The organism is Pseudomonas sp. GW821-FHT07E12, assembly GCF_058986605.1.
Genome location: NZ_JBYSVX010000031.1, coordinates 32,471 through 54,102, shown reverse-complemented (window position 1 = coordinate 54,102; position 21,632 = coordinate 32,471). Strand labels below are relative to the sequence as shown.

At 61.3% G+C, this 21,632-nt stretch carries 23 protein-coding genes; 2 read left to right on the top strand and 21 right to left on the bottom strand.

The window, feature by feature from the left end:
* Positions 1 to 5: 5 nt before the first annotated feature.
* From AC3WJE_RS15930 to AC3WJE_RS15855, 16 genes are all read right to left on the bottom strand, one after another.
* On the bottom strand, positions 6 to 1,022 hold the full coding sequence (locus tag AC3WJE_RS15930; protein ID WP_493731795.1) for a prepilin-type N-terminal cleavage/methylation domain-containing protein: 1,017 nt from the start codon (positions 1,020 to 1,022) through the stop codon (positions 6 to 8).
* A 1-nt stretch (position 1,023) separates the two neighbouring features.
* The gene (locus AC3WJE_RS15925) at positions 1,024 to 2,820 is read right to left on the bottom strand and encodes a secretin GspD/PilQ domain-containing protein (RefSeq protein ID WP_493731794.1); all 1,797 of its coding nucleotides are present in this window, start codon (positions 2,818 to 2,820) and stop codon (positions 1,024 to 1,026) included.
* The gene (locus tag AC3WJE_RS15920; RefSeq protein ID WP_493731793.1) at positions 2,821 to 3,297 is read right to left on the bottom strand and encodes a TcpQ domain-containing protein; all 477 of its coding nucleotides are present in this window, start codon (positions 3,295 to 3,297) and stop codon (positions 2,821 to 2,823) included.
* On the bottom strand, positions 3,294 to 3,884 hold the full coding sequence (locus AC3WJE_RS15915; protein ID WP_493731792.1) for a hypothetical protein: 591 nt from the start codon (positions 3,882 to 3,884) through the stop codon (positions 3,294 to 3,296). Before AC3WJE_RS15915 ends, AC3WJE_RS15920 begins: the two co-directional genes overlap by 4 nt.
* Positions 3,885 to 3,903: 19 nt before the next feature.
* Positions 3,904 to 5,307 (bottom strand): TrbI/VirB10 family protein, encoded by a 1,404-nt coding sequence (locus AC3WJE_RS15910; RefSeq protein WP_493731791.1) that lies wholly within the window; start codon positions 5,305 to 5,307, stop codon positions 3,904 to 3,906.
* Complete coding sequence (locus AC3WJE_RS15905) at positions 5,297 to 5,755, bottom strand: hypothetical protein (RefSeq protein ID WP_493731790.1); 459 nt, start codon at positions 5,753 to 5,755, stop codon at positions 5,297 to 5,299. Before AC3WJE_RS15905 ends, AC3WJE_RS15910 begins: the two co-directional genes overlap by 11 nt.
* The gene (trbG, locus tag AC3WJE_RS15900; protein WP_493731789.1) at positions 5,752 to 6,660 is read right to left on the bottom strand and encodes a P-type conjugative transfer protein TrbG; all 909 of its coding nucleotides are present in this window, start codon (positions 6,658 to 6,660) and stop codon (positions 5,752 to 5,754) included. The genes AC3WJE_RS15905 and trbG overlap by 4 nt, the downstream gene beginning before the upstream one ends.
* 26 nt (positions 6,661 to 6,686) lie before the next feature.
* Complete coding sequence (locus AC3WJE_RS15895) at positions 6,687 to 7,367, bottom strand: VirB8/TrbF family protein (protein WP_493731788.1); 681 nt, start codon at positions 7,365 to 7,367, stop codon at positions 6,687 to 6,689.
* Between the two features lie 120 nt (positions 7,368 to 7,487).
* Positions 7,488 to 9,143, bottom strand: a complete 1,656-nt coding sequence (trbL, locus tag AC3WJE_RS15890; RefSeq protein ID WP_493731810.1) for a P-type conjugative transfer protein TrbL — start codon at positions 9,141 to 9,143, stop codon at positions 7,488 to 7,490.
* A 50-nt stretch (positions 9,144 to 9,193) separates the two neighbouring features.
* A complete protein-coding gene (locus AC3WJE_RS15885; RefSeq protein WP_493731787.1) occupies positions 9,194 to 9,460 on the bottom strand; it encodes a hypothetical protein in 267 nt (88 codons plus the stop codon).
* Entirely contained in the window at positions 9,460 to 10,257 is a 798-nt protein-coding gene (trbJ, locus tag AC3WJE_RS15880; protein ID WP_493731786.1) for a P-type conjugative transfer protein TrbJ, read from the bottom strand. The genes AC3WJE_RS15885 and trbJ overlap by 1 nt, the downstream gene beginning before the upstream one ends.
* The gene (locus AC3WJE_RS15875; RefSeq protein WP_493731785.1) at positions 10,254 to 12,716 is read right to left on the bottom strand and encodes a VirB4 family type IV secretion/conjugal transfer ATPase; all 2,463 of its coding nucleotides are present in this window, start codon (positions 12,714 to 12,716) and stop codon (positions 10,254 to 10,256) included. Before AC3WJE_RS15875 ends, trbJ begins: the two co-directional genes overlap by 4 nt.
* A 50-nt stretch (positions 12,717 to 12,766) precedes the next feature.
* Positions 12,767 to 13,054 carry a conjugal transfer protein TrbD gene (trbD, locus tag AC3WJE_RS15870; protein ID WP_493731784.1) on the bottom strand — a complete coding sequence of 96 codons (288 nt, stop codon included), beginning with the start codon at positions 13,052 to 13,054 and terminating at the stop codon, positions 12,767 to 12,769.
* Between the two features lie 6 nt (positions 13,055 to 13,060).
* Positions 13,061 to 13,480: a TrbC/VirB2 family type IV secretion system protein gene (locus tag AC3WJE_RS15865; protein WP_493731783.1), complete on the bottom strand. Its 420-nt coding sequence runs from the start codon at positions 13,478 to 13,480 to the stop codon at positions 13,061 to 13,063.
* A complete protein-coding gene (gene trbB, locus AC3WJE_RS15860) occupies positions 13,477 to 14,469 on the bottom strand; it encodes a P-type conjugative transfer ATPase TrbB (RefSeq protein ID WP_493731782.1) in 993 nt (330 codons plus the stop codon). Before trbB ends, AC3WJE_RS15865 begins: the two co-directional genes overlap by 4 nt.
* Positions 14,470 to 14,658: 189 nt before the next feature.
* Positions 14,659 to 14,856 carry a helix-turn-helix domain-containing protein gene (locus tag AC3WJE_RS15855; protein WP_493731809.1) on the bottom strand — a complete coding sequence of 66 codons (198 nt, stop codon included), beginning with the start codon at positions 14,854 to 14,856 and terminating at the stop codon, positions 14,659 to 14,661.
* A 191-nt stretch (positions 14,857 to 15,047) separates the two neighbouring features.
* Here AC3WJE_RS15855 and AC3WJE_RS15850 point away from each other — a divergent pair, with 191 nt between their 5' ends.
* On the top strand, positions 15,048 to 16,016 hold the full coding sequence (locus AC3WJE_RS15850; protein ID WP_493731781.1) for a replication protein RepA: 969 nt from the start codon (positions 15,048 to 15,050) through the stop codon (positions 16,014 to 16,016).
* On the opposite strand, the gene AC3WJE_RS15845 is transcribed toward AC3WJE_RS15850, so the two are convergent.
* The 3 genes from AC3WJE_RS15845 to AC3WJE_RS15835 form a co-directional block, all read right to left on the bottom strand.
* Positions 16,006 to 16,479 carry a ParB/RepB/Spo0J family partition protein gene (locus tag AC3WJE_RS15845; RefSeq protein ID WP_493731780.1) on the bottom strand — a complete coding sequence of 158 codons (474 nt, stop codon included), beginning with the start codon at positions 16,477 to 16,479 and terminating at the stop codon, positions 16,006 to 16,008. The two genes, AC3WJE_RS15850 and AC3WJE_RS15845, sit on opposite strands and share 11 nt — an antisense overlap.
* Before the next feature lie 896 nt (positions 16,480 to 17,375).
* Entirely contained in the window at positions 17,376 to 17,603 is a 228-nt protein-coding gene (locus AC3WJE_RS15840; protein WP_493731779.1) for a hypothetical protein, read from the bottom strand.
* A 220-nt stretch (positions 17,604 to 17,823) separates the two neighbouring features.
* Positions 17,824 to 18,663: a DNA-binding protein gene (locus AC3WJE_RS15835; RefSeq protein WP_493731778.1), complete on the bottom strand. Its 840-nt coding sequence runs from the start codon at positions 18,661 to 18,663 to the stop codon at positions 17,824 to 17,826.
* A gap of 867 nt (positions 18,664 to 19,530) precedes the next feature.
* Here AC3WJE_RS15835 and AC3WJE_RS15830 point away from each other — a divergent pair.
* The gene (locus tag AC3WJE_RS15830) at positions 19,531 to 19,671 is read left to right on the top strand and encodes a hypothetical protein (RefSeq protein ID WP_493731777.1); all 141 of its coding nucleotides are present in this window, start codon (positions 19,531 to 19,533) and stop codon (positions 19,669 to 19,671) included.
* Between the two features lie 410 nt (positions 19,672 to 20,081).
* Here AC3WJE_RS15830 and AC3WJE_RS15825 read toward each other — a convergent pair whose 3' ends face one another.
* Positions 20,082 to 20,603: a hypothetical protein gene (locus tag AC3WJE_RS15825; protein WP_493731776.1), complete on the bottom strand. Its 522-nt coding sequence runs from the start codon at positions 20,601 to 20,603 to the stop codon at positions 20,082 to 20,084.
* Between the two features lie 17 nt (positions 20,604 to 20,620).
* Positions 20,621 to 21,619, bottom strand: coding sequence for a P-loop NTPase family protein (locus AC3WJE_RS15820; protein ID WP_493731812.1), 999 nt, complete (start codon positions 21,617 to 21,619; stop codon positions 20,621 to 20,623).
* Positions 21,620 to 21,632: the final 13 nt, after the last annotated feature.

Sequence of the window (21,632 nt, the reverse complement as noted above, 5' to 3'; positions counted from 1 at the left end):
TGGTCTTACAGGGTCAATAAAACGTTGTTTGAAAGAACAGATTGGTCGGGTGCACCACCGGCTGAGACGTTGGCTAAGAACCGCAGGGCCGCTGCGTGCGGTGGAGCGTTGGGATTCTTTGAAGCGAGCGCGTCGTAATCGGCGCAATACTCCAGCCGACCGCCCCACCCCGTTACTCCAAACTCTTCGCGAGAAAGCCCCACAAGCGGGAGGATCTGCGTGCTGTCCAAGGCATACCAGCCATCCCTGCAGCCCTGGTTACCGGCGGGCGATTTGCCCGCGAGCGTCGCGCCAGGGAACCAGTTGGTGGTATCCGTGGGCGCGGCAGCCAACTGCTTGCCGCGGTAGTAGGAGAGCAGCGCATCTCGAACGCGATCCACCCGCCGAGCGGTGGCGGCGAGCATGTCCATTTCAGCCGGCAACGTGGACACGAAGCGGGCGCCGGCATCGGGACTTACCTGAGCCCAGGTGTTCCGGTTGGAGGCCGTCAGCGCCGGAGAGGCGCCCGGCCGGCCGGTCGCCCCATTCGGATTGCAGGTGCTTCCGGTGCGGGCGCACTCCGTCAGGTAGATGACGCCCAGGTCATAGCTGATTGTGACCGCAGGGCCGGAGCGACCGTAGAGCGGGACATCCCGGGTGATACCTGTCACGCGTTGGTATACGCGCACGTTCCGCGCTGTCGTGCCATCGTCGTTGATCGCATTCCGTGCCAGCTCCAGGTCAGAGAGCGCGGCGTTGAACGACACTTCCAATGGCGTGCTGCCGCTCGGATTCTGCACGGTCATCGTGTAGCCGGCGCCGGTATAGGGCGCCGGCAGCCGACCACCGTTGTTTCGCGCCCACTGGGCCATCGCGGTTGCGATGGCCTGGTTATCCTGCGCCGCCTGCGCCCGCCAGCTTCCACGCATGGATGCGACGTACTCACCCAGCAGCGGTGCAGAGAGGAGAAGCAGAACTGCGATCACCACCACCACGATCATCAGTTCCACCAAAGTGAAGCCGCTGGCGTTGTTGCGGCGCATCTCAGCGCTCCTTTACCGAGACGCGAAGTGCGAAGTAGTAGGTCTGCTGATCGCGCGAGGCCGACTTCTTTCCGAACGGACCGCTGATCGTGCCTTTCTTCCCCGGCAGACCGTCTTCATTGAGCGCGCGATTTTCCTTGCTCAGACCCCCGATCACAATCAGGTCGCCATCACGCAGCAGTGCTTCGCCGTTGTAGGACATCTGCGTGTCCAGTGGAATGCTGGTCGGGACCGTGCTGAAGGTGTTGCCCGAGCTGATCGTTTGGTTGATCTGCTGAAAGCCATTGGGCAGAACGTGGTTGAGATTGATCTGTGCGCGGATAAGACCAGTGGAATAGTCAAAGCGCGGGTTGATCGTCAGCTGGGTGCCGAACGACTTGGACTGAAGGGTGTTCTTCGTCGCGCTTACTGCACCGCTCAGGCCGCCAGAGGACGTTTCCTGCGTGACCAGGTTGAAGTAGGTCGGGGTCTTATTGCTGAACTCAGCGGGCACACCGGAGGTGGTGGTCACCACCGGCTCCTCAACGATCGACACCCGGCCCATCTCCGACAACCAGGAGTTGAACACCTGCAGCGAGTCTGCTGCGGAAGTGATACCGATCAGGGCACCGCCCACACTTTGAGCACCCGCCGAGACCGAGGGCAGGCCGCCGCCCGTAGGCATGGAAACCGTGACGCCACCCAGCGCATTGTTCTGGATCACCGCGCCATAGCGCCCGGATGCGAACTTGGCGAACGAGGTGACGTCCAGACCTTCGGTATCGCTGCGCTTGCGCGACACCATCAGCAGCTCACCCTTGAACGTGATCGAGGCGTTGTACATCGCCTGAACCTTGGTCAAGTAGGTGTCCAGGTCGCTCAACAGCCATGCCGGTCCTGAGACGGTTACCGAGCCCGTTTCAGGGTTGATGGCGTAGGAGCCGATCCAGCTTCGCGCCCCCTGCCCCGAGCCATTGTCAGCGCTGACGGCTGCGCCTGCGGCTGCGCCGCCGGTGATCGGCGCGGCCGCGGGTGCAACTGCCACGGGGCTGCTGCCCTGGCCAGCGATGTTGCCCTGCTCACGGGTCAGGCGAACCTGCAGCCGATTGTCCAGCTCGCGGGTCAGCGATTGCCAGAAATTGTCGGCGGCGTAGATCCGCGCGCCGGTGCCGGACTCTTGCCCGCTACCCGAGCCCGCGCCACCGCTGAGGTTGCGCCCGCCCCCCATTCCGCCGTTGCTGGCGTTGGTAATGTCGGTGTCGTTTGCGTTCAGCGCAGTCGCGTTGGCGCCACCGCTCGCAAAGGTGGTGGAACGCGGACCCACATTCAGGGTCCAGCTGCGCGACCGCACCGGCCGCACCGTCACCAGCTGGCGGTTGTCATCGACGTCGTAGTCCAGACCAACGCCGCCCAGGACCACGCGGAGAACGGTATCAACGTCGGTGTGCTTGATGCGCCCTTGCCAGGTATACCCGGTCAGCGGCTGATCGCTGACGATGTTCACGCCTTCGGCGTTCACCATCTGCAGCACAGTCGCCAGCGGCACGGGTTCGTCCAGCTCCACGTTGATGCGCTTGGATGCCAGCCACGAGCTGCGCTGCTGGCCTGCCGTCAGCTTCACCCGGCGGACCGGGATGTACAGGCGCTCGTTGGCCTGGACTACGGCGTCCGCCGCGGCCACTGGCTGCTGCGCGAATGCAGCTCGCACATCACGGTCATGGCCATCGATCTCCTTGCGGACCTCGGTGGACATGCAACCAGCCAGAGCGAGCGCGAGCAGGCCGGTGGCCCAAATCTTGGGGGTGTGGGTGCTTCGCATTTATCGGATCTCCGGCTTTCCGTCCGAAATGACGGTCTGCCTACGGGTGGACTCGCTGACGTGCAGGAGCTTGGGATTGTTGGCGCGGTTGAACGTCACGGCGATATTCACGTCCGGCGGCAGGCCGTTGGCGAAGCGGGTCACCGCGTCCTCCAGATTCGCGGCACCGAAACTGACATCGACCTCAGACACCAGGTCGGTGGTTTCATCTGCCTTCGGCCAGTACAACTCCCACCCTTCCGAGCTGGCCCAGGTCGCCAGGACCTGCCTAAGCGGCGTATTGGCGGGCACTTTCCATTGCTTCAGGACCCTCGGCGGCACGACCACCGGTGGCGGGGTGTAGTTGCCAGCCTCGACGACGACGAACCCGTCGTCATCGACCGATGCCGCCCCGCCCGGCGCATCGGCCGCATGCGATGCAGCAGAGGCCGCCAATGCAAGCAGGCCGGCGCAGCAGAAGACAGATCGTTTATTCACGGGGTTGCTCCAGAAAGGGATTCGGTGCGAACTGCGGGGGCACTGCCTGCCCCCTGTTCGACGATTGCGGTGGCCTCGCGGACCTGGACGATTCGGTCGGCTTTGAAGACCAGCACCTGCAGGCGCCCGCCATCGCTGTCCGTCCACTGCCGGCGACTACCGGCAAGTGCCTTCATCGCGTCCAGGAACTCCCCTGTGATGTGCAGCTCGACGCCACGGGGCTTTTCCTTGGTGTCCCACTTCAGCTGCCAGCCTTGCGGCAACCATGAGCGGATCGTGGATTCGACAGTCACATTCGCCATCGCGCGCCATTCGCGCTGCGGCACAACGGCTGGGGCGACGGCTGCAGCGACCGGCGCCGCGCGTGCAGCAACTGCGCTGGACCGGGGCGCTGGCCGTGCCGTGATCAACGGATTGCGCAGGCACTCGTCGAAGGCCGGGTTGGGGGACAGCGACCCGTCCTCGTTGCGCAGGACTGGCTTCACCGCGTCGAGGCATCGTTGAGCATCGCTTTGCTGTGCCGCGGCCATCGGCGTCCATCCAAGCCCCAGCACCAAGGCCAGCGCGCCAAAAATTGAAACGTGCATGTGTAGTGATTCCTTGCGTTTATCGCTGACGGCTGTATGGCGGCAGGATGATGTCCTTACTGACCATCACGTTGAATTTGTAGCCCGGGCGTACCTCCACCGTTGCAGCGCGGTCCAAGCTGCGCTTCGCATGCTCGGCACCGACTTGGCCAAGCTGGCGACCCAGCTCCCCGGCCAGGATCTGCTGCGAGTCATACGCGCCATTCGTTCCGCTGCTCCTGGGCTGTGAAAGCTGGACACCGGAAGTGAAAGCCGCGATCAAAAACGCGCTCCCAAACGTGCTGAGATAGTGGTTGTTGGTCTTGTCGCCGAAGCCCGCGTATCCAGCCCGATCCGAACCCGGCATGAGGCCAATGTTCAAAGAAGAGCCATCCGGATAGATGACACGGGTCCAGCCGGCCAGCACGCGGTTCTGGCCAAAGCTGATCCCAATGTCATACGTGCCAACCAACCTGGAGCCCTGCGGAATCAGCAGATGCCTCCCGGTGGCCGTGTCGTAGACGTTCTCACGCACCTGGCCGATGATCTGGCCCGGCAGGTCCGAGTTGATGCCGCTGATCAGCATCGACGGGATCAACGAACCGGCCTTCAGCTCATATGGCGACAGCGCCACTTCCCGGGTTGCCTTCAGGTACGTTTCCGAGCTTCCACCCTGTTCCAGGAAGGCACGCTTATCGGCCTGAGCCTGGCGCCCGGCGTCCTGACCAGCAGCACCGCCAAGGGCCGCACTGCTGAGCTTCTGCAGCTCCGCAATCTGCGCAGCAGTGGCCGGGTCCATCCCGCCCGTGTTCACCCCTGCAAGACCCGAAAGAGCCGCCATCGTGGCCGGGTCAAGACCCGCCGCAGCCGCATTCTGCTCGCCCTTTCCGCCTGATGTGGAATCGCCCTGGAGCGCAGCCCGCTGCGCCTCGAACTTCGACTCTTCCAGCTCCTTCAGCTTCTCCAGACGTGCCATGCGCCACTGAGCAGCGAACTGTTCCTCGGGCGATGGCTCGGCCGCGGTAGAAATCAACCCGGCGTTGCCCGAACCAGAACCGTCCGAAGGCATCGAGCCATCCGGAATTTCTTGGGGAGCGGGCGGCCCGACCGCGAGCATGGCCGGATCGGTGGGCACATCGGGGGCAATATAGCCATCACCAGCCATGCCGCTGCCAGCAGTGGTAGGTGCAACAGCAGCTTCATTGAGGGAAGACGGCGTCGCGGGCGCTGCCTGTTGCTTCATCTCAGCCGCCTGCCGCTCACTCATCGTGTAAGTGACTGCGAACACGAATGCAACAACGATGGCGCCAATGATGATCAGCGGCACCTTGTTGATTCGCTTCAGACCCTTGGGCGGCGTGGGCTTGGGGTGCAGCTGGAAGTCCGGGGAATCGTCCGGCCCGCCAATTTCGACTTCATCCTGGCGCAGTTCTTCACCGGACATAACCGACCTCCCGGACCGCGAACGGAGACACGGCAAAAAGACCGCCGCCAGCGCTGCGCACATACCAGCGTGATGCCACAGTGCCATCTAGCTCAATCTGAACTGACACACCATCCGGCCAGGCCGAAACTGCATAGCTCACGCGGTGCGCGCTGGCTGGAATGATTGCGCCGGTATCGCTCTCCATGACAGCGAAGCCACCACGTCGCAGGGATTCTGCGAGGACCGGAGCCACCGGGTCACGCCACCGCGCGAACCTGGGCAGATCGATGGCAATGATCGTGCGCGCGGGCGGATGCTTCTGCCCGAGGTACGCCGCCATCTCAACGGCGATCGAGGCTGCATCCGCTTCGGTGATGCCGCGCGAAATGTAGGGCTTCCGGAGCAGGCCAGTGCAGCCGGTGAGCACCAGCGCTGTGCAGGTAATCAACAGGACGCGCCACATCATCGCGATTTGGTCCGAGAGATGGTTACGCGCCGCTGATCCCGACCCACGCCGGAGATCAAGGCCGCACGCTCGATCACCTTGTCGATCACGTAGCGATCCCCGGCCGCCCGGTAGTTAACTAGCTGTTCCTGGCCACCATCCATGGCAACCAAGGCCGGCGACTCGCCGTGCTGCATCGTGTCCGGGAACTGGATGTACGTCTTTACGCCATCGGTATAGACGCGAAGGGGCAGCCATGCTGGTTTGTCGCCGCTCATACGGAAGCCAAAATCCAGCTCTCCGAAGGTCTGTCCGGTTGGGAGCGTGGTTGCTACAGCCTTTTTGGCGCGCGATTCTGCATACGCGGCCCACTCGCGATCGACGTCCTCCGGATAGTCAAATGCAAGCATCGGCATCCAGGTGGATGGGGTGCTCCGCAGCTTGATCGTGTAGCCACGGCGATCCGTGGCGATCCGGATGCTTTGCTCCAGCCCTGAATCGGTCGCCTTGACGACAATCTCGGTGATCTCGCCCTGCGGGGAGCCGACGACCGTAGGCTTGAACTTCCACCGCGTCTTGTCGGCCGCGTCGATCTGATTGACGGTCTCGCCGGGCTCCAGGCGGATCACGCAAATCTGCATCGGGGCGCAAACCAACGTAGGCAAGGTGGCCCCAAACAGGTAGCGCACGCTCCCGTCCGACTCCCAGCGCGGCTTGTCCGGGTTATCCATCCACTTTGCCGCCAGCGCGACGGCATGCTGTTCTTTATCCGTCAGCTTTACCGGCGCGTTGGAGATCATGTTGACTTCGGGAACCACAACACCCTCCATCACGCGTCGGCCCAGCGCCGGGACTTCCTGTGCCGCTGCCGGCAGCGCAGATGCCATCGCCATTGCGGCCGCCAGTAGGCGGATGCTCATCTTCATGTTCACTGTCCTAAATGCGGTTGCCATCAGAGCCGTTCGGCCCAGGAGTAGTTGGTAACGAAGACACCGAAAGAGTTTTTGACCAGCTCGGATGCCTCGGTCGGCGTCCGGATTTCAACCGTCGCGGTAGCCTGCCAGCGGCGTTCGCGCACTTCGCGGCCGCCACGCCCACGAATTACCTCAGTCCATTCGATCCGCCAGGTTGAATCACTCAGCGGGAGCACTGATTCCACCCGGACATCTACGGTTTCCTGCGATGCGCGGGTGTACGGATTGTTGGCGCGGTGATACTGGCTCAGCTCCTGGTACGCCGGCGAGCCAGGCATCGTCATGGCGTACGCCTTCTTGTTCACCGCGTCGATCGCGCGGCCATCGACGTACACCACGCGAGCACCCGTGATCCACTCATTGAGTGCGGCCCGGATGTGCTTCTGCTCCGGGCGAACGCCCGCCTGCATCTGACTGACATTGGTTACGCTGCCATCGCCGTTCGTCGCGATCACATACGCGACCACGCGTTGATCATTCTTGATCATGACCAGGCCGCCAACGGCCAGGAACGCGACCGCAATTGCCCCAAGCGCAGCGATGCGCCAGTTCCGGGCCTGAGCGATATAGGAGCCGTACCGCTCCAACCACTCCTGTTTGGCGGAATCGTAGGGGCTGGCCGAAGGCTTGAGCTTTGATTTGGAATCGTCGCGCTTCATATAGTCTTTATCATATATGGCTAGTTACGCGCTGACCAGCCCAGTAACGGCTGGCAGCGCGTATTCTTTAGGGATTCGGTGCTCTACCCGCTGTTCTGTGACTGCGGTCGAAGAACCGGGCTAGTCGTGCTTCGGCGGCTTTGCACCGTTGCTCTTTCCACCGCTGGAGCTGTCCTTACCCTCGGTCGGCGACTCCGGCTTGATCACGTTGTCCGGCAAAGGCATTGGAGCCGAGCTGGTGCCAGCGTCGGAGTCCTTTTCCTTGTCGCCCTTGAGGTTGCCGGGCCCAGTAGCCAGCCCGTCGGCCGATGGACTGGTGTCCATTCCAGGCGTCACCATCGCCCCCGCCGCGTATGCGCCACGGCCTGCGTGACGGGCCGCCTCGAACATGCCGCCCAGGCCACTCTCTTTCCCACCCTTCCCAGGGTCCGCACCCTGCCCCGTCGCAGCGTCTTCCGGGCTGCTCTCAGCCGCGGCGGTGCCATCGTCACCGGTGCCCGTCAGGTCGTCCTGAATGTCCGTTCCGGAGTTGTACTCCTCATCGTTCGCAGCGGCCGGACCACCATCGTCCTCACCCGACGACCCGCCCTCAGCATCGCTGCCGCCACTTGAATCACCACCGCCCTCGCTGGAGCCACCAACGTCACCGGCTCCACCGCCAGCGCCGTCTGCAGCTTCACCAGCGGCAGCGCCACCGCGCCCCACACCTTCACCGAGTTCTGCCATGCCAGCACCGGCGCCTTCCGCCGCCGCTCCACCTGTACTGGTGAGGGTTTGACCTGCGCCCATACCAGCAGCCGAACCGACCGAACTGGCAGCATTGGCCGCAGCGCCCGCTGCCGCAGGCGCCGCAAGCCCACCTGTAGCCACTGTCTTGGCCACCGCAGCGGTGGCCGCGGCCGCAGCGATGCCGGCGGCAGCAATCCCGCCGATCGCCCCACCGCCACCAGGGGAAACGCCGGCGATTACGCCCTGGATCAGCTCGGGGATCGTCTTGCAGCAGTATGCGCAACACAGCGCCAACCCGAGCAGCGTGAACGTCGAGGAGCCGTCCGCTGACATTGGCTGATAGGCGTCCGCCCACGTGCTCGATGCCTGACTGATCAGCCCTACCAGCAGTGAAAGCACGAAAAGTTTGGCGCCAACAGAGACGCCATACTTCAAGAACTGGAGCGTCATATCACGGGTCCATGACGAACCCGCGAATCCCATCATCAACACGCCAGCATTGATGACGATGTAGCTCTCGAAGAGCGCAACGGCCATGAGCACGGCGATGAAGGCAAAGCAGAGCAGTACGATGATTGCCGAGATCGAGGTGAGTACCTGGGCGAACGGGTTGAGCGGCGATACAAGCCCCGCGCCGGACTGCGCGATCTTGGTTGCGAATTCGACCGCCAGGGTGAACATGTCCGAGGGGATTAGGCTCTTCGATGATCCGGCAGCTGCAGCGCCAGCCTGACGGAAGCTATCAACGATGGCGGTGTTCCATTCCACGGAGAACATCAGGAAGGCAAACCAAAAACCGATAACCATGACCTGTCGGAATAGCTCGCCGAAGAGTTCGCCGAAGTCGGGGCTCTTGAAGGCCAACATCCCCATGCTCCAGGTGAACTGGATAGTGGCCAGCAGCCAGAACAATGTCGTGGCGTAGCCCTGAAGCTTTGGCCCCCAAGACGCCGAAGTCTGCTGCACAAGCTGCAGCAGACCGTCAAACGATGCGGTCGGGTCTTGAAGGTCCGCAGCGAACGCCGGTGCTGCAGTGACGGCCAGCACAGCGAACAAGGCCCAACCTGCCGCTTGCAGGCATGCTCGGGAGCCAGCCATCAGAACTCCGCTCCTTTGGTTTTTGGCTTGGAATGGGCCTTTCGGACATTCTCCGCGAACGGCAAATCCTTGCCGGCCACGCTCTCGTAGGTGTCGCAATCCGGCACGCTGCCGGCGTAGCACTTGTTCTGGATGACTTCAAGGTCGAGGCTTGGCACCGGCTGCGGCTTGTCACAGCCAGAAATTGCGATCGCCATGGCCAGCACCCCAAGCATTGCGCCTATCCGGCGCCAGCAGAGCCCCGCTCTGTTGTCCATGATGCGCATCAGAATTCCTTGCCCTTGCTCTTCTTGGGCTCGTTAAAGAAGCGGTTGGTGTTTGCGTCTTCCGCCGCTTGCCGCTGGGTTTGCTGGGCGAGTGCCTGCGCCTGCATGTTGGTTTGGGCGGCCAGCAGCTGGCGGAGCTTCTGCGTCTGCTGAACTTGCTGCGCGGCCATCTGATTGCCTACCTGAAGTGCCTGCATCCGTCCGCCGGCGCTCTGGCTCTGCGCAACCAGGTCAGCCAACACGGCATCTTCGTCATCCATCATCTCGACCTGCATGCCGCCGGCTTCCATCGCGTTCTTGGCGTTGTCGAAGCCCGACTCCGCCCATTTGGCGTACTCGTCCTCGAAATTCTTGTCTCGGCGTGCACTGGCAAAGGCCTTGTAGTCTTTGAACGTGCCCTTGAACTGCTTATCGAAATCCTGCGCCTGGTAGGCCAACGCCTTGGTCTTGTTGTAGACATTGCGCAGCTTCTTCATATCGCCGGTGACCGATGCCCATTGCGACTCACTCAGGCGGCCGCTGTTGCGCGCCATGTCTTCGTACTGGCGCAGCTGCGTTGAAAGCTGCTGGCTCTGTGCCTGGAACGACTTGGAGTCGTCCTGGGCACGCTTCAGGTCAGCCAGCATGACCTGAATGGTCTGCGGCAAGTCGGTTACCGCCCACTGCGCGTTGGCCGGGCCAACGGCGATGCACGCCGCGCCCGCGGCGGTCAGCGCGACACACATCACACCCGTGCGGGCGAAGCGCTGGGCTGCAGTGGTGGTGGCTGTCCAGGTCCTGCGGATGATCTTGCTCATGCTGCTTCACCTCTGTCGTTGAGATACTTGTGGTAGTCGATGTCGTTTTCTGCCAACCAGTGGCGATGCCAACCGGTTCCGTGTTGCTTGTGCAGCGCTTTGATTCGTGCAATTGAGGTCTTGTCGGACGCGGCAGTGAAGGCCAATGTGAGCGGCCCAAGACGCATATTGAAGATGCGAGATCCGAGGCTTGATTTGTAGTAGTACTCCTGCTTTGCCGTTGCTCTGGATATGAGCTGGATCTCTTGACTGTTGAGACCAAAGCTCTTGTAGAGGTCGGTATCCTCCAGCGCATCCTTGTTCGGAAGGAAAATCTTCGTCGGGCAAGACTCTCGAAGTACGTCCAGGATTCCCGAGCCGACTGCATCGGAGAGGCTCTGAGTTGCGAGCACAACTGCGCAGTTCGCTTTACGCAGCTCCTTCAACCAGGACCGCAGCGCCGCACGGAACACAGGGTTGCCCAATGCCATCCATGCTTCGTCCAGGATCAACAAAGCCGGCTGTCCTTTTAGGCTCTTCTCGAATCTGCGGAACAGGTACCGCAGCACGGGCAGGGCCGCCGCATCGCCGAGCTTCATCAGCTCATCAACCTCGATCACATTGAACGGGTTGTCCGCCAAAGCGTCGGTGGTCGCATCAAGCAAATATCCCATCGGTCCAGAAACGGTGTAGTAGCTCAATGCCGCGCGCAGATCCTCCTGCAGCTCCGACACGAAATCGGTCATCGACCGATGCGTCTTCTGCTGAAGCCTGAGCAACGCCTCATAGACATCTTTCTTTTGGGTAGGAACCATGGGCTTCCCGGCCTGCAGGGAGTAGCACATCTCTACCCACTCCTGTGCCCAGGCCACGTCAGAGGGACCGTCCAAATACTGCAGTGGGCAGAACTGCGGCCCCCCTTCTTCCGAGCCGATGTCGTAGTGCTTCCCAATGGCGAGCGCTAGGGGAAGCAGCGAACGGCCCTTGTCGAACGCCATAACGGTTGATTTTGGGTATCGCTGGAACTGCGCTGCAATCGTCGCCAGCAGGGTCGACTTGCCGCCGCCGGTGGGGCCGAAGATGAGGGTGTGTCCAACGTCACTCACGTGAAGATTGAGGTTGAATGGCGTCGAGCCGGTGGTTGCCGTCAGCATCAGCGGGGGCGAACCTTTCGGATAGAAGTCGCAAGGATTCGTCGGCAGACCTGCCCAGGGTGCGGACAGAGGCAGCATGTGCGATAAGTTGCGCGTGCTGATCAGTGGCCGACGCACGTTGGCGTGCGCATGCCCTGGGATGGATCCAATCCATGCTTCCATGCAGTTGATGGTTTCGATGCGCCCAGCAAACCTGACCTGCCGCAGGGCCTTCTGTACTCTTCGTGCGGTTGAAGCCACCCATGCAGGATCCTCATGCATCAGGACAATGCAGGATGTGTAGTAGCCATACGCGCTGTTTCCGTTTCGGACCTCATTAACTGCCGATTCGGCCTGCTGCGTCATGCTCAGTGCATCGGTGTTGATCGACCCTTGCTTGTTCGTCATCTGAGCGACGAAACCTCTGATCTTCTGCTTCCACTTGCTCACGTAGCGGCCAAGCGCGAACTCGGCCTCGTGGCGATCAAGATGGATGAAGCGGTTCGACCAGCGATAGGGCAGAGCCATCTCGTTGAGCATGCTGAGAATGCTCGGGTACGAAATGGAGGGGAAGCCTTCAATTCCGATCACACCAATGAATTTTTCGCCAAGCTTTGGCGTGGTGCCGGCGTACAGGTCGTCGCCGAACATCCAGCTATCGGCATACATCCCGCATTCTGGCAATGCGACTTCCATCATCGTGCCGGTCACGGTGCTGCGCAGCGTGTTCACCAGCTCATCAGATTCGTATGACCCGCCGTATCCGTCCTCGCCCTCATAGCGACCCATTCGACGGATCCTGACCGCATTTCCAAGGCGGTCCTCGATGTCCTTCAGGACCTTGTTGAATTCGGCGAGGATGCGTTCCTGCACACTATCTTCATTCAGTTCATCGCCTTCGATGACCATCTCACTCACAGACTTCATCTTGGAGCCAGCCTTCAGCTCCGGACGAATCGGGGGCAGATACTGCACGATCAAGATGTTCTCGGACTTGAAGACATTCTGTCCCATGAAGGTTTCCCTTCGCTCCGCCTCGATCAACCGCGGCACTTCCTGGGTGAAGCTTGACGTGCCCTCGGGGATGTATCCCGGGGCACGATAGCGAATGGTTTCCGTCCAGGTCGTCCAGCCGGCGCCAAGCGACTTCATTGCGTCGTTGACCATGTTGGCCGCGTAATTCATGTTTGCCGGGGTGGACGACGCGTGGTCGTCACCCCGAAAGAAGAACCCGGCCAGGATCGCGCCGCTTTTGCAGAGCATCGTGCCCGGCTCTACCAGTGCCGCGAAGTTGAGCAGATCCGGTAGGCCTTTCGTCTTTGATCGAAACTCTTGGAGCTTGTTCATTGTGTGTCCTGATCACTAGGCCGCGAGGGGCGGGGAACCGCCCCAGGCGGTTACTCGGCGAATGGAGTTGAGTGCGGCGGGTAGTACGGGCTGTACTTCAGCTGCGTGATGTAGACCTTGGACATGATCGGATCCGCCTTCGCCATCTTCTTCAGTACCCACCAGCACACCATCCAGATGCCTCCACCAATAAAGGTGGTTGTCCAGCTCATGCCGGTGAAGATCAGCGCGCCTGCCAGCAGCATGCTGAAGAGCGTCAGCTCGCGTTCCCCACCCAGCACTTCTTGCGGCCGGTGTAGGGCGTAGTAGAAGTTCGCGTGCTCAAGCTGCTCTTCCATGACGGCTTAGCCCCCTGCCGTTGCGCCGCGCACGGAATGCAGGTAGGTCATCACGCCATCGGGAAGCGACGCGCCGCTGAACAGTGCACCGCCGATCAGGCCCTTGGCGAAGACGATCAGGCTGATCACGAGGACCACGTACAGCAGCGTCTTCATGAAGGTAGACATCTCGCCACCCCAAATCAGACCCGCGCCAGCGCCGATCAGTCCGAGCAGCGAGATGCCGAATGCAACCGGCCCACTGATCGATGCCACGATCTTCTCGATCGGCTTTTCCCAGGGAAGGCCACTACCGCCGCCGCCGGAACCAGCATCACTCGCCATTACCTGGGCGGCGCACAGGAACAGCAGCATCATCAGGAACGTACGGGTTCCCGGATGGGTCAGGATGCGAGCCAGCTTGCTGCCCGCGCGATTGAACTTCATGTTTCATCTCCATGTTGAAACGAGTAGGTGTTTTTCAGGCTGTCGTAGCCCGTCACCTCGGTGATTGCATGCACCTTTCGACCATTTGCGGTCTTCGCGATCGAGGCGATCACATTGACCGCTTTGGCAATCAGAGCCTGCTGCGGTGCCTTGGTGGCGCGAGCCACCAGGCTTTCCATGCGTAGGAGCGCCGCTTCCGGATCTCCTACGTCGGAATGGATGGTGGCAATGCCACCTGGATGGCCGGTGTTCCAGGCCTCAATGAGTGTCAGCGCGGATCCATCACGGACTTCGCCGACGAGAATTCGATCCGGCCTAAGTCGCAACGATGCCTTCAACAGCCGCTCCATCGTCACGTCCTCGACAGCACGCATAACGACGGCATTCGCGGCCGCGCATTGCAGCTCACCGGTGTCTTCGATGATTAGGATTCGGTCGTTCGGGTGCTCTTCCGAGATCGCGTGGATGATGGCGTTCGACAGCGTTGTCTTACCGCTACCGGTGCCACCGACGACCAAGATGTTTTTCCTACTCCGCACGGCCGACAGAAGCTGCTGCATCTGCATTGGCGACATAATTCCGCTGTCGACGTATTCCTGCAGGGTGAAGATGCGCTTTGCCTTCGTTCTGATTGCGAAGGTGGGGGCTGACACCACCGGGGGTCGCAACGCCTCGAAGCGAGAGCCATCAATCGGCAGCTCGCATTCCAGGATCGGCTTTTCGCGAGTGATCTCGGTCTGCAGGAAGCTGGCCACGGTAGTCATCACCGAAAGCGCCGAATGTGGCGCCATTTTTCCTACTTCTTCCATCTGCTTGCCCTGGCGCTCTACCCACAGCACGCCGTCGGGGTTGAGCATGATTTCAACAACAGTCGGATCACGCAGAAGCTCCATGACGGGACGCCCCAGCTCACGCTCCAACTTTTCCCTCAAGCGATCGGCCGAGCTGCCGCTATTACTTGGCTGCGAGGGTGTGCCTGTTCCATCCACAGCAAATCTCCACGGGAAGGATTCCCCGCGTATAGTCTATAGACTATAATTCTCAGCGTCCAACACCCCTGTTTTTGCGAACACGATCACAGAACTTGCCAACGTTTGGCTTGTTCGCCTTTAGCTGCAAGGATCATCGGGCAAAAAAAAAGCCGCCCAGCGGCGGCTTCTTCTTTTCGGATCAGGTCATTACCTAAGCAGGACCCATAGTGGCTTGTGCACCAGGCCTGCGAGGACTTCCATGTTGTCGAGACTGATGTTGCTCAAGCCCCGCTCAACTTCGCTGAGGTATGGCTGGGTCAGGCCCGCCTTTTCGCAGATGTCTTTCTGTGTTAGACCCGCTCTGATCCTGGCTGCGCGGAAGTTCTTTGCGAACTTCTTCCGCATCTCGGGGATCTCGGACTCGTCTACGCTGGCTGGAAGTCGTTTCATTGTGTGCTGCTTGGCCACTTCCGCTCGCGGAATCGCAAAGTTTTGCCCTTCCATACAATCAGGCTAAAGTAAAGTCGGCCGAGGGTTGCAGCCCTCGACCGACACGAAACCACACTCTGCACACCAATAAGGAGCGGCTACAGAGCATGGCTACTGACGAATCTAACAAAAGACCCGTTCAGGTTGAAAGCGACACGTTGATCCTGCCCCCGGACAAGTCCCTCCTGGGACCCCGTCATCGTGCCATGCTGGACGACTGGATGGCCATCGAGCGTGAGGATGCCGTGTCGGCTGGGGCCTTGGGCTACATGGCTCGCATCCTGGCTCAGGCCACCCTGCCCCACATGGACCCCAAGCTTCCGCCTGGCACCATGTATTCCCGATCCACCGGGCGGGCAACCCTCAACATTGTCGCCACAACCCGAAAGTATGGCATCCCCTACGGGTCCATACCCCGCGTGCTGTTGGCGTGGATCTGCACCGAAGCGGTGCGGACCCAAAACAAGCAGCTCGATCTAGGCCGCAGTCAGGCGGAGTTCCTGAAGCGCATCGGTCTGCATAGCAATGGCTCGGACATCGCCCGCTTCCGCAAGCAGGCGATGTCCCTGTTCCGATCGGTCATCTCCATCGAGTACGAAGACGACGACCTGTCGGAGAACAGCGTTCGCCTTCCGATCAGCACCTCAGAAAAGGTGTTTTGGCACCACAACCCTGACGTGCAGTCGCTGTGGGTCAGTTCGCTGAACCTCACCGACGAGTTCTTCCGTGAAGTCACGGAACGACCCGTGCCGATGGATCTGCGCGTGTTTCACTCGATCAGCAAATCACCGCTGGCGATGGACATCTACACGTGGCTGACCTACCGCATGTACGTCCTTCGGCACTCGCGTAAGCCTTCGGTCAAGATTCCGTGGCTGGGCCTGAAAGGGCAGATCGGCAGCAATTACGCGGACACTGCGGCCGGCGTGCGGTCCTTCCGCTACTACTTCCTGAAGCGCCTTGATGAAGTCCTCGTGTTCTATCCCGAGGCTCGTGGCCACATCACGGACGATCGCGACAACCTGGTGCTGACACCGGCGCCGCTGCACATCATGGCAAAGCTCCCTACTCGCTGAATCCAAGCCGCTCCAGGAGCCCGCTCAGGGTATCCAGATCGGTATAAAACAGGCGCAGCGCCCCCCCGTGGCCTGCGCCTGTTTCTATTTGCACGGTTGTTCCCAGATGCTCTCCAAGGCGACGCTCCAGATGCGCTATGTCCGCGTCCTTGTGGACATCATCCCGATCACGCTTCCCTCGTGATCGGTCGATCTCCTTTGCCAGCCTGGCAGTTGTCCACCTGCCAGCCAACGCGCTTTCGCCAAGGCGACGCTGAACGGCGCTGTCTTTGATACCCGCGAGCAGCTCGCCATGCTTAGGGGTCAACCCACCCGAGCGAACCAGTTCAAGCAAGAACGCCGGCAGCGCCAACACGCGGACCAGGTTGGCGACCCGTGGCCGGCTGAGCCCCAGGATGACAGCCATTTCCCGCTGTAGCTTCCCTGCAGCCTGCAGGCGCTCAATCTCGGCGAGCTGGTCCACTGATTTGTTCCTTGGCGAACATTTCCGCGAGTGTACCTACTCAGCGCAGACCCGATAGACGAAAGGGTGCGTGCAATCTCTAACGGCTTCCTCTCGCGTGCAATCTCTAACGGTGTCCAGGCTGATATTGGCCTGCGAGCGCGTGCAATCGCTAACGCCAGCCTGCCACGCACCGTTAGGCCAGTGCATTGGAACGTACGATCCAAAAGGGTTGGAATGTACGATCCAGTAACCGTAGTCACTTTCCGATGGGCGCGTCAGAGAACCCACGGTGATCGCGTCAGAGCATTGGCGCCCCAAGGGCTACCGCACTTATACACAGTGGTTGTGGATAAGGTATGTATACCTTGTGGATAAGACCGACTTATCCACGCGCGTTCTCTAACGCCTAGAATTTCCTTTAAAATCATCTACTTAAACATTTATCCACGTGCAACCGCTAATGCATGTGCGTGCAATCGCTAACGGTCTTCACGTGCAATCTCTAACGTCTTCACGTGCAATCTCTAATGCATCAAGAACCGAAATGTCATACAACCACATGTTTTCAAAGAACATTTAGGCGTTAGAGATCGCACACAAGTAGGCTTTACACGTAGCTCTTCCCAAGTAGCTCTTCATGTTTGTATATAAACAAGTTGATAAGGCGCCAGGCGATTTACAAGGGGATCAAGAGCCTGGAAGAGCAACAGCGGCAAGCGCCGGGGAGTCTGCGAGGACAACTTCTCCCGGCGGCGCCGGCATAGAACGCGGCCGGGCCGCGGCGGTGAGCGCACCGCCCTGCCCCAGCTCGGAGTGCAGCTGGGGGCAGCGGTGGCCACGTGCGCGGGCCGGTGGCGATCGCACCGGTCCTGCAGCTGCCGGCGGGGTAGATCCGCCCGGGGCGCCCTGCAGGTCTACCCGCTGGACAACGCCGGCGGCGGCATCGAGCGCGGCCGGGTCGCGGCGGTGAGTACACCACCCTGCCCCAGCTCGGCCTGCAGCTGGACGCGGTAGTGGCCAGCTGCGCGGCCGGTGTCGATCGCGCACCAGGTCCTGCAGTTGCCGGCGACGTGGATCCGCCCGCGGCGTCCTGCAGATCGACCGGCTGGCCAGCGCCGGCGCCGGCAGCGACGTGGACTCACCCAGGGCGACCTACAATTCAGCCCGCTACGCAGCGACGGGCCGGGGAGTCATCAAGGGCGGCCGGCTATGGGCGAGCCCGGTAACCACGGGCAAACCGGACTGAATCCCTTCTCCAACCGCCCGCTCTAGATGCACTAAAGTGCACTGTGTTGCATTTAAACCCGCAAAATTGCATTAAATTGCGTTAATGACTGGCTGAATGTTCCTTGAGGAACATTCTTAGTCGTGCGATGGCGCGATTGCTCCACGCCCATTCAGATGTGCCATCAGGTTGGCATTTTGCTCAGTGAGAGCGTCAACCTTCCCTTGTAGAACAGCTGCATCCCGGCCATCTGAGCGGGCCTGAGCAAGCTCGGATTGCAGGATTTCATTGCGCTGCCGCTCACTGACCAGGTGTTCGCCAGCCTTGGCCAGTTCGATTGCTTGGCCTTGGATGCTGGTGCGTGCGGACGCCAGTTGTTCCTTCAGGCTTTCGATCTCAGCTGACTGGGTGTCGAATCGGTCCTCCATCTCCTCAAAGGCCGCGGACGCATCGGCCAGCTCCTGGTCTGCTTGGGCTTGCTGTTCCTTGGTCGCCCTAACCAGTTCTGCCACTCGACGCTCCGCTGTCCTCACAGCCTTGTCGTACATCAGGGTGGCTACGCGATGGAGTTGACCCCCTACATCAGCTACGACCTTGGCCACGTCGTCAGCCACCTCGACGGGCAGCTCGGCTGCCACCGCCGGGGCCACGCTCGCCGTGGCCATATAGGTCTGCCAGACCTGACTCAGCCGCGCCGGACTGCCACGCCCTGTGCGCTTGCGAAGCGAAAACCCAGTCACGTTCGTGCCTTGGGCCTGCAGCTGTGTGCCGGCTTCAATGATTTCGGCATCGCTGATTTCGGCGGGTCGCATACCTGTCTCCTTCGGGTGGTTGATTGCAGTGTAGCATGATCCTAAACAAACAAAGAAAGAAACAAAGAAACAAAGAAACAAATAAAATGCCGCTCCAAATGAAGCAGTGGTGGGTCGGTGCTGAGGACGCGAGAGGCCATGTGGCCCGCTGATGACAATCGACATTGAGCGTGCCGCTCTGCTCCGGCCCGCCGCTGGGCGCGACGGTGCTCACGGTGTCCCCGTCGTCACATTCGCGCTCCGGTTCTGCAGCTGTCGGAGGCTTGGATACGCCCAGGACACCCTGCAGGTCGACCAGCTGGCCAGCGCCAGGCCCGACATCGAGCGCGGCCAGGCCGAGGCTGTGAGTGCATCATCCTGCCCAGCTTGGCCTGCAGCTGGGCGCGGCGGTGGCCAGGTGCGCGGGCCGGTGGCAATCGCACCAGGTCATGCAGCTGCCGGCGGCGCCGGCGACGTGGATCCGCCCCGGGGCGGCCTGTAGATAGACCCGCTGGCCAACGCCAACGCTAACGCCAGCGCCGGCATCGAGCGCGGCCGGGTAGCGGTGTGAGTGCACCGCCCTGCCCCCAGCTCGGCCTGCAGCTGCGCGGTGGTGGCCACGTGCGCATGCCGGTGCCGATCGCACCAGGTCATGCAGCTGCCGGTGGCACCGGCGACGTGGATCCGCCCGGCGCGTTTGCAGGTCGACCCGCTGGCCAACGCCAGCGCCGGCATCGAGCGCGGCCGGGCCGCAGCGGTGGAGTGCACCGCCCTGCCCCCAGCTCGGCCTGCAGCTGCACGGTGGTGACCACATGCGCATGCCGGTGCTGATCGCACCAGGTCATGCAGCTGCCGGCGGCGTGGATCTGTCCGGGGCGGTCTGCAGGTCGACCCGCTGGCCAACGCCGGCGCCGGCATCGAGCGCGGCCGGGCCGCGGCGGTGAGTGCACCGCCCTGTCCCCAGCTCGGCCTGCAGCTGGGCGCGGTGGGGACCACGTGCGCATGCCGCTGGCGATCGCACCAGGTCATGCAGCAACCGGCGGCGATGGCGACGTGGATCTGCCCCGGGGCGGCCTGCAGGTAGACCCGCTGGCCAACGCCAACGCCGGCGTCGGCGCCGGCATCGAGCGCGGCCGGGCCGCAGCGGTGAGTGCGCCGCCCCAGGCCCGACATCGAGCGCGGCGTACCCAGTGATGTGCGGTGCGACACAGTGCCGTGCCGCGTGCGCGTGCCAAATGCAAGGGTGCTGCCGAATTGGCAAATGAAAAGCCCGCCAGGGGCGGGCTTTGGAGGTTCATACCTGATTTTCGGCAGGCCGCTACCCGCGTTGCGCCCAGAACATCCTGGCCTGTTCCCTCTTCCTATTGATAGCAGCGGTACTTGGCGAGAAGAACCCAACGACCAGGATCCCCGCTCCAAGCATGACGAAGCAGCTCAGTCCAACCATGTTCTGGAGGAGACGCGGCACGCTATCCAGTGCGCCATCCTTAAAGAGCCAGATCACGACGGTCGAGTACACGACCGCCAGAATTGGTGCCCAAATGCCCCAGTGAACGATGTACTTCAAGAGCCGCATCAGACATCTCCTGTTGCGTCAGTGGTGGTTACTTCAAGAGAGCAATGACACTAGCACCGACAGCAATTGCTGCCGAGATCACCGTCACAATCATCGCCAGATTGATCCCTTTTTTGGCGTCGACCACTTCTGTGCGCATGCTATGCACTTGGTCATGCACGCGCCGGCTGTCCTCTTGCATGCGGTTGCTGTCATTGGTTGCTTGGGCGCGAATCTCACTCGCAGCCTGCAAGATGTCGCGTTTCACCTGGTCGCCAGCTGCAACCATCTGTTTGCTCATGTAGCCGGCCGAGTCGGTGATGAGCTTTCCTGCGCTCTCCTTGGCGCCCTCCACTACCGTTTGTAGCTGTATCCCCAGCTGTTCCTGATTCAGCTGGATGTCGTCCGCAATTGCTTCGCCATACTGTTTGATGACCTCTTCCATGATGAGGACTACCGACAGAATGGGATCGTTCTTGCCAAGCAAGACGTGCTGCTCCACAGCGACGCGGGCCCTGATCTTTTCGATCAGGGCCATGCGTGCGGCAGAGGGTTCGAGCATGTCGTCCATGTGACCCTCTCCGTGCTTTAGAGGATGATGTCGAGCTGCTTCCAGATACTCTTCTGGACGGTCTTCAGGCGTTGCTTGGCCATCAATCCGAACTCGCTCGACGTGGCGATTTCATCGAAGGTCAGCTTGTTTTCCAGCATCAGCTGCACATCAGTCCCGAAGGTGGAGCCGGTCTGTCGGTAAATCGTGATCAGCCCCTTCACCTTGTCCTTGTGCTCAAGGTAGACCCGCATCTCTTCAAAGGACTTGTCGTTGGCTTCGATGGGGCCGAAGAATTCGTTGAGCCAAACGATCAGTTCAGCCCCATCCGGCAACTGCGATGCCAGCGTGTTGAAGCCGTTCAAGGTGTCGGTCATCGCCTGGCCACCCGTAACAACGGTATGAATCATGACGCGCCTGCCGCTATCCAGGAGCATCTGGATGGCGTCATTCTCCAGCAGGTAGCTGCTCAGGGGAATGAAGCTTGCAGCACCGTTGTCCAGCACGAAGGTCGCGTCCTCGCCCAGGATGCGTTCGATCGCCTGATCGAAACGGCGCTCAACCAACGTGCCCTCTTCCATCAGCTCCAGGCGGTCGACGTTCAGGGCCTTATAGCCGCAGAACGTGGCATTGACCGGATCAGTGTCGATGAGGCCGAGGGGGACGGATGCATCGCGCGCGTGCTGGGCGATCAGGGAGGCAACAAAGCTCTTGCCGACGCCGCCCTTGCCCTGCAGGACGAAATGGACGATCGGGCCGCGAGCGGAAGAAGCGGACTGGTTGTTGTTCACGATGGCGTTCATTTTTTGGATTGATCCTTCAGTGGGTTTAGCCGACGAGGTCGTCTTTGCTGGCTGCGCTGGTGTGCTGGAGTCGGGGTTGGGCTCCTGAGCGGCGCTCGCTTGTTGAGGCGGGCTTTGCTGGGGTGCCTGGCTGGGCTGGTTCGGGTCGGGCAGGGGAGGGAGGGCTTGTTCCTGGGCCGGCGTCAGCTTGGCCTCGGGGTTTTGGGGTCTGCTGCGGCGCGGCTTGGGTGACATTGGGATCCCCTGG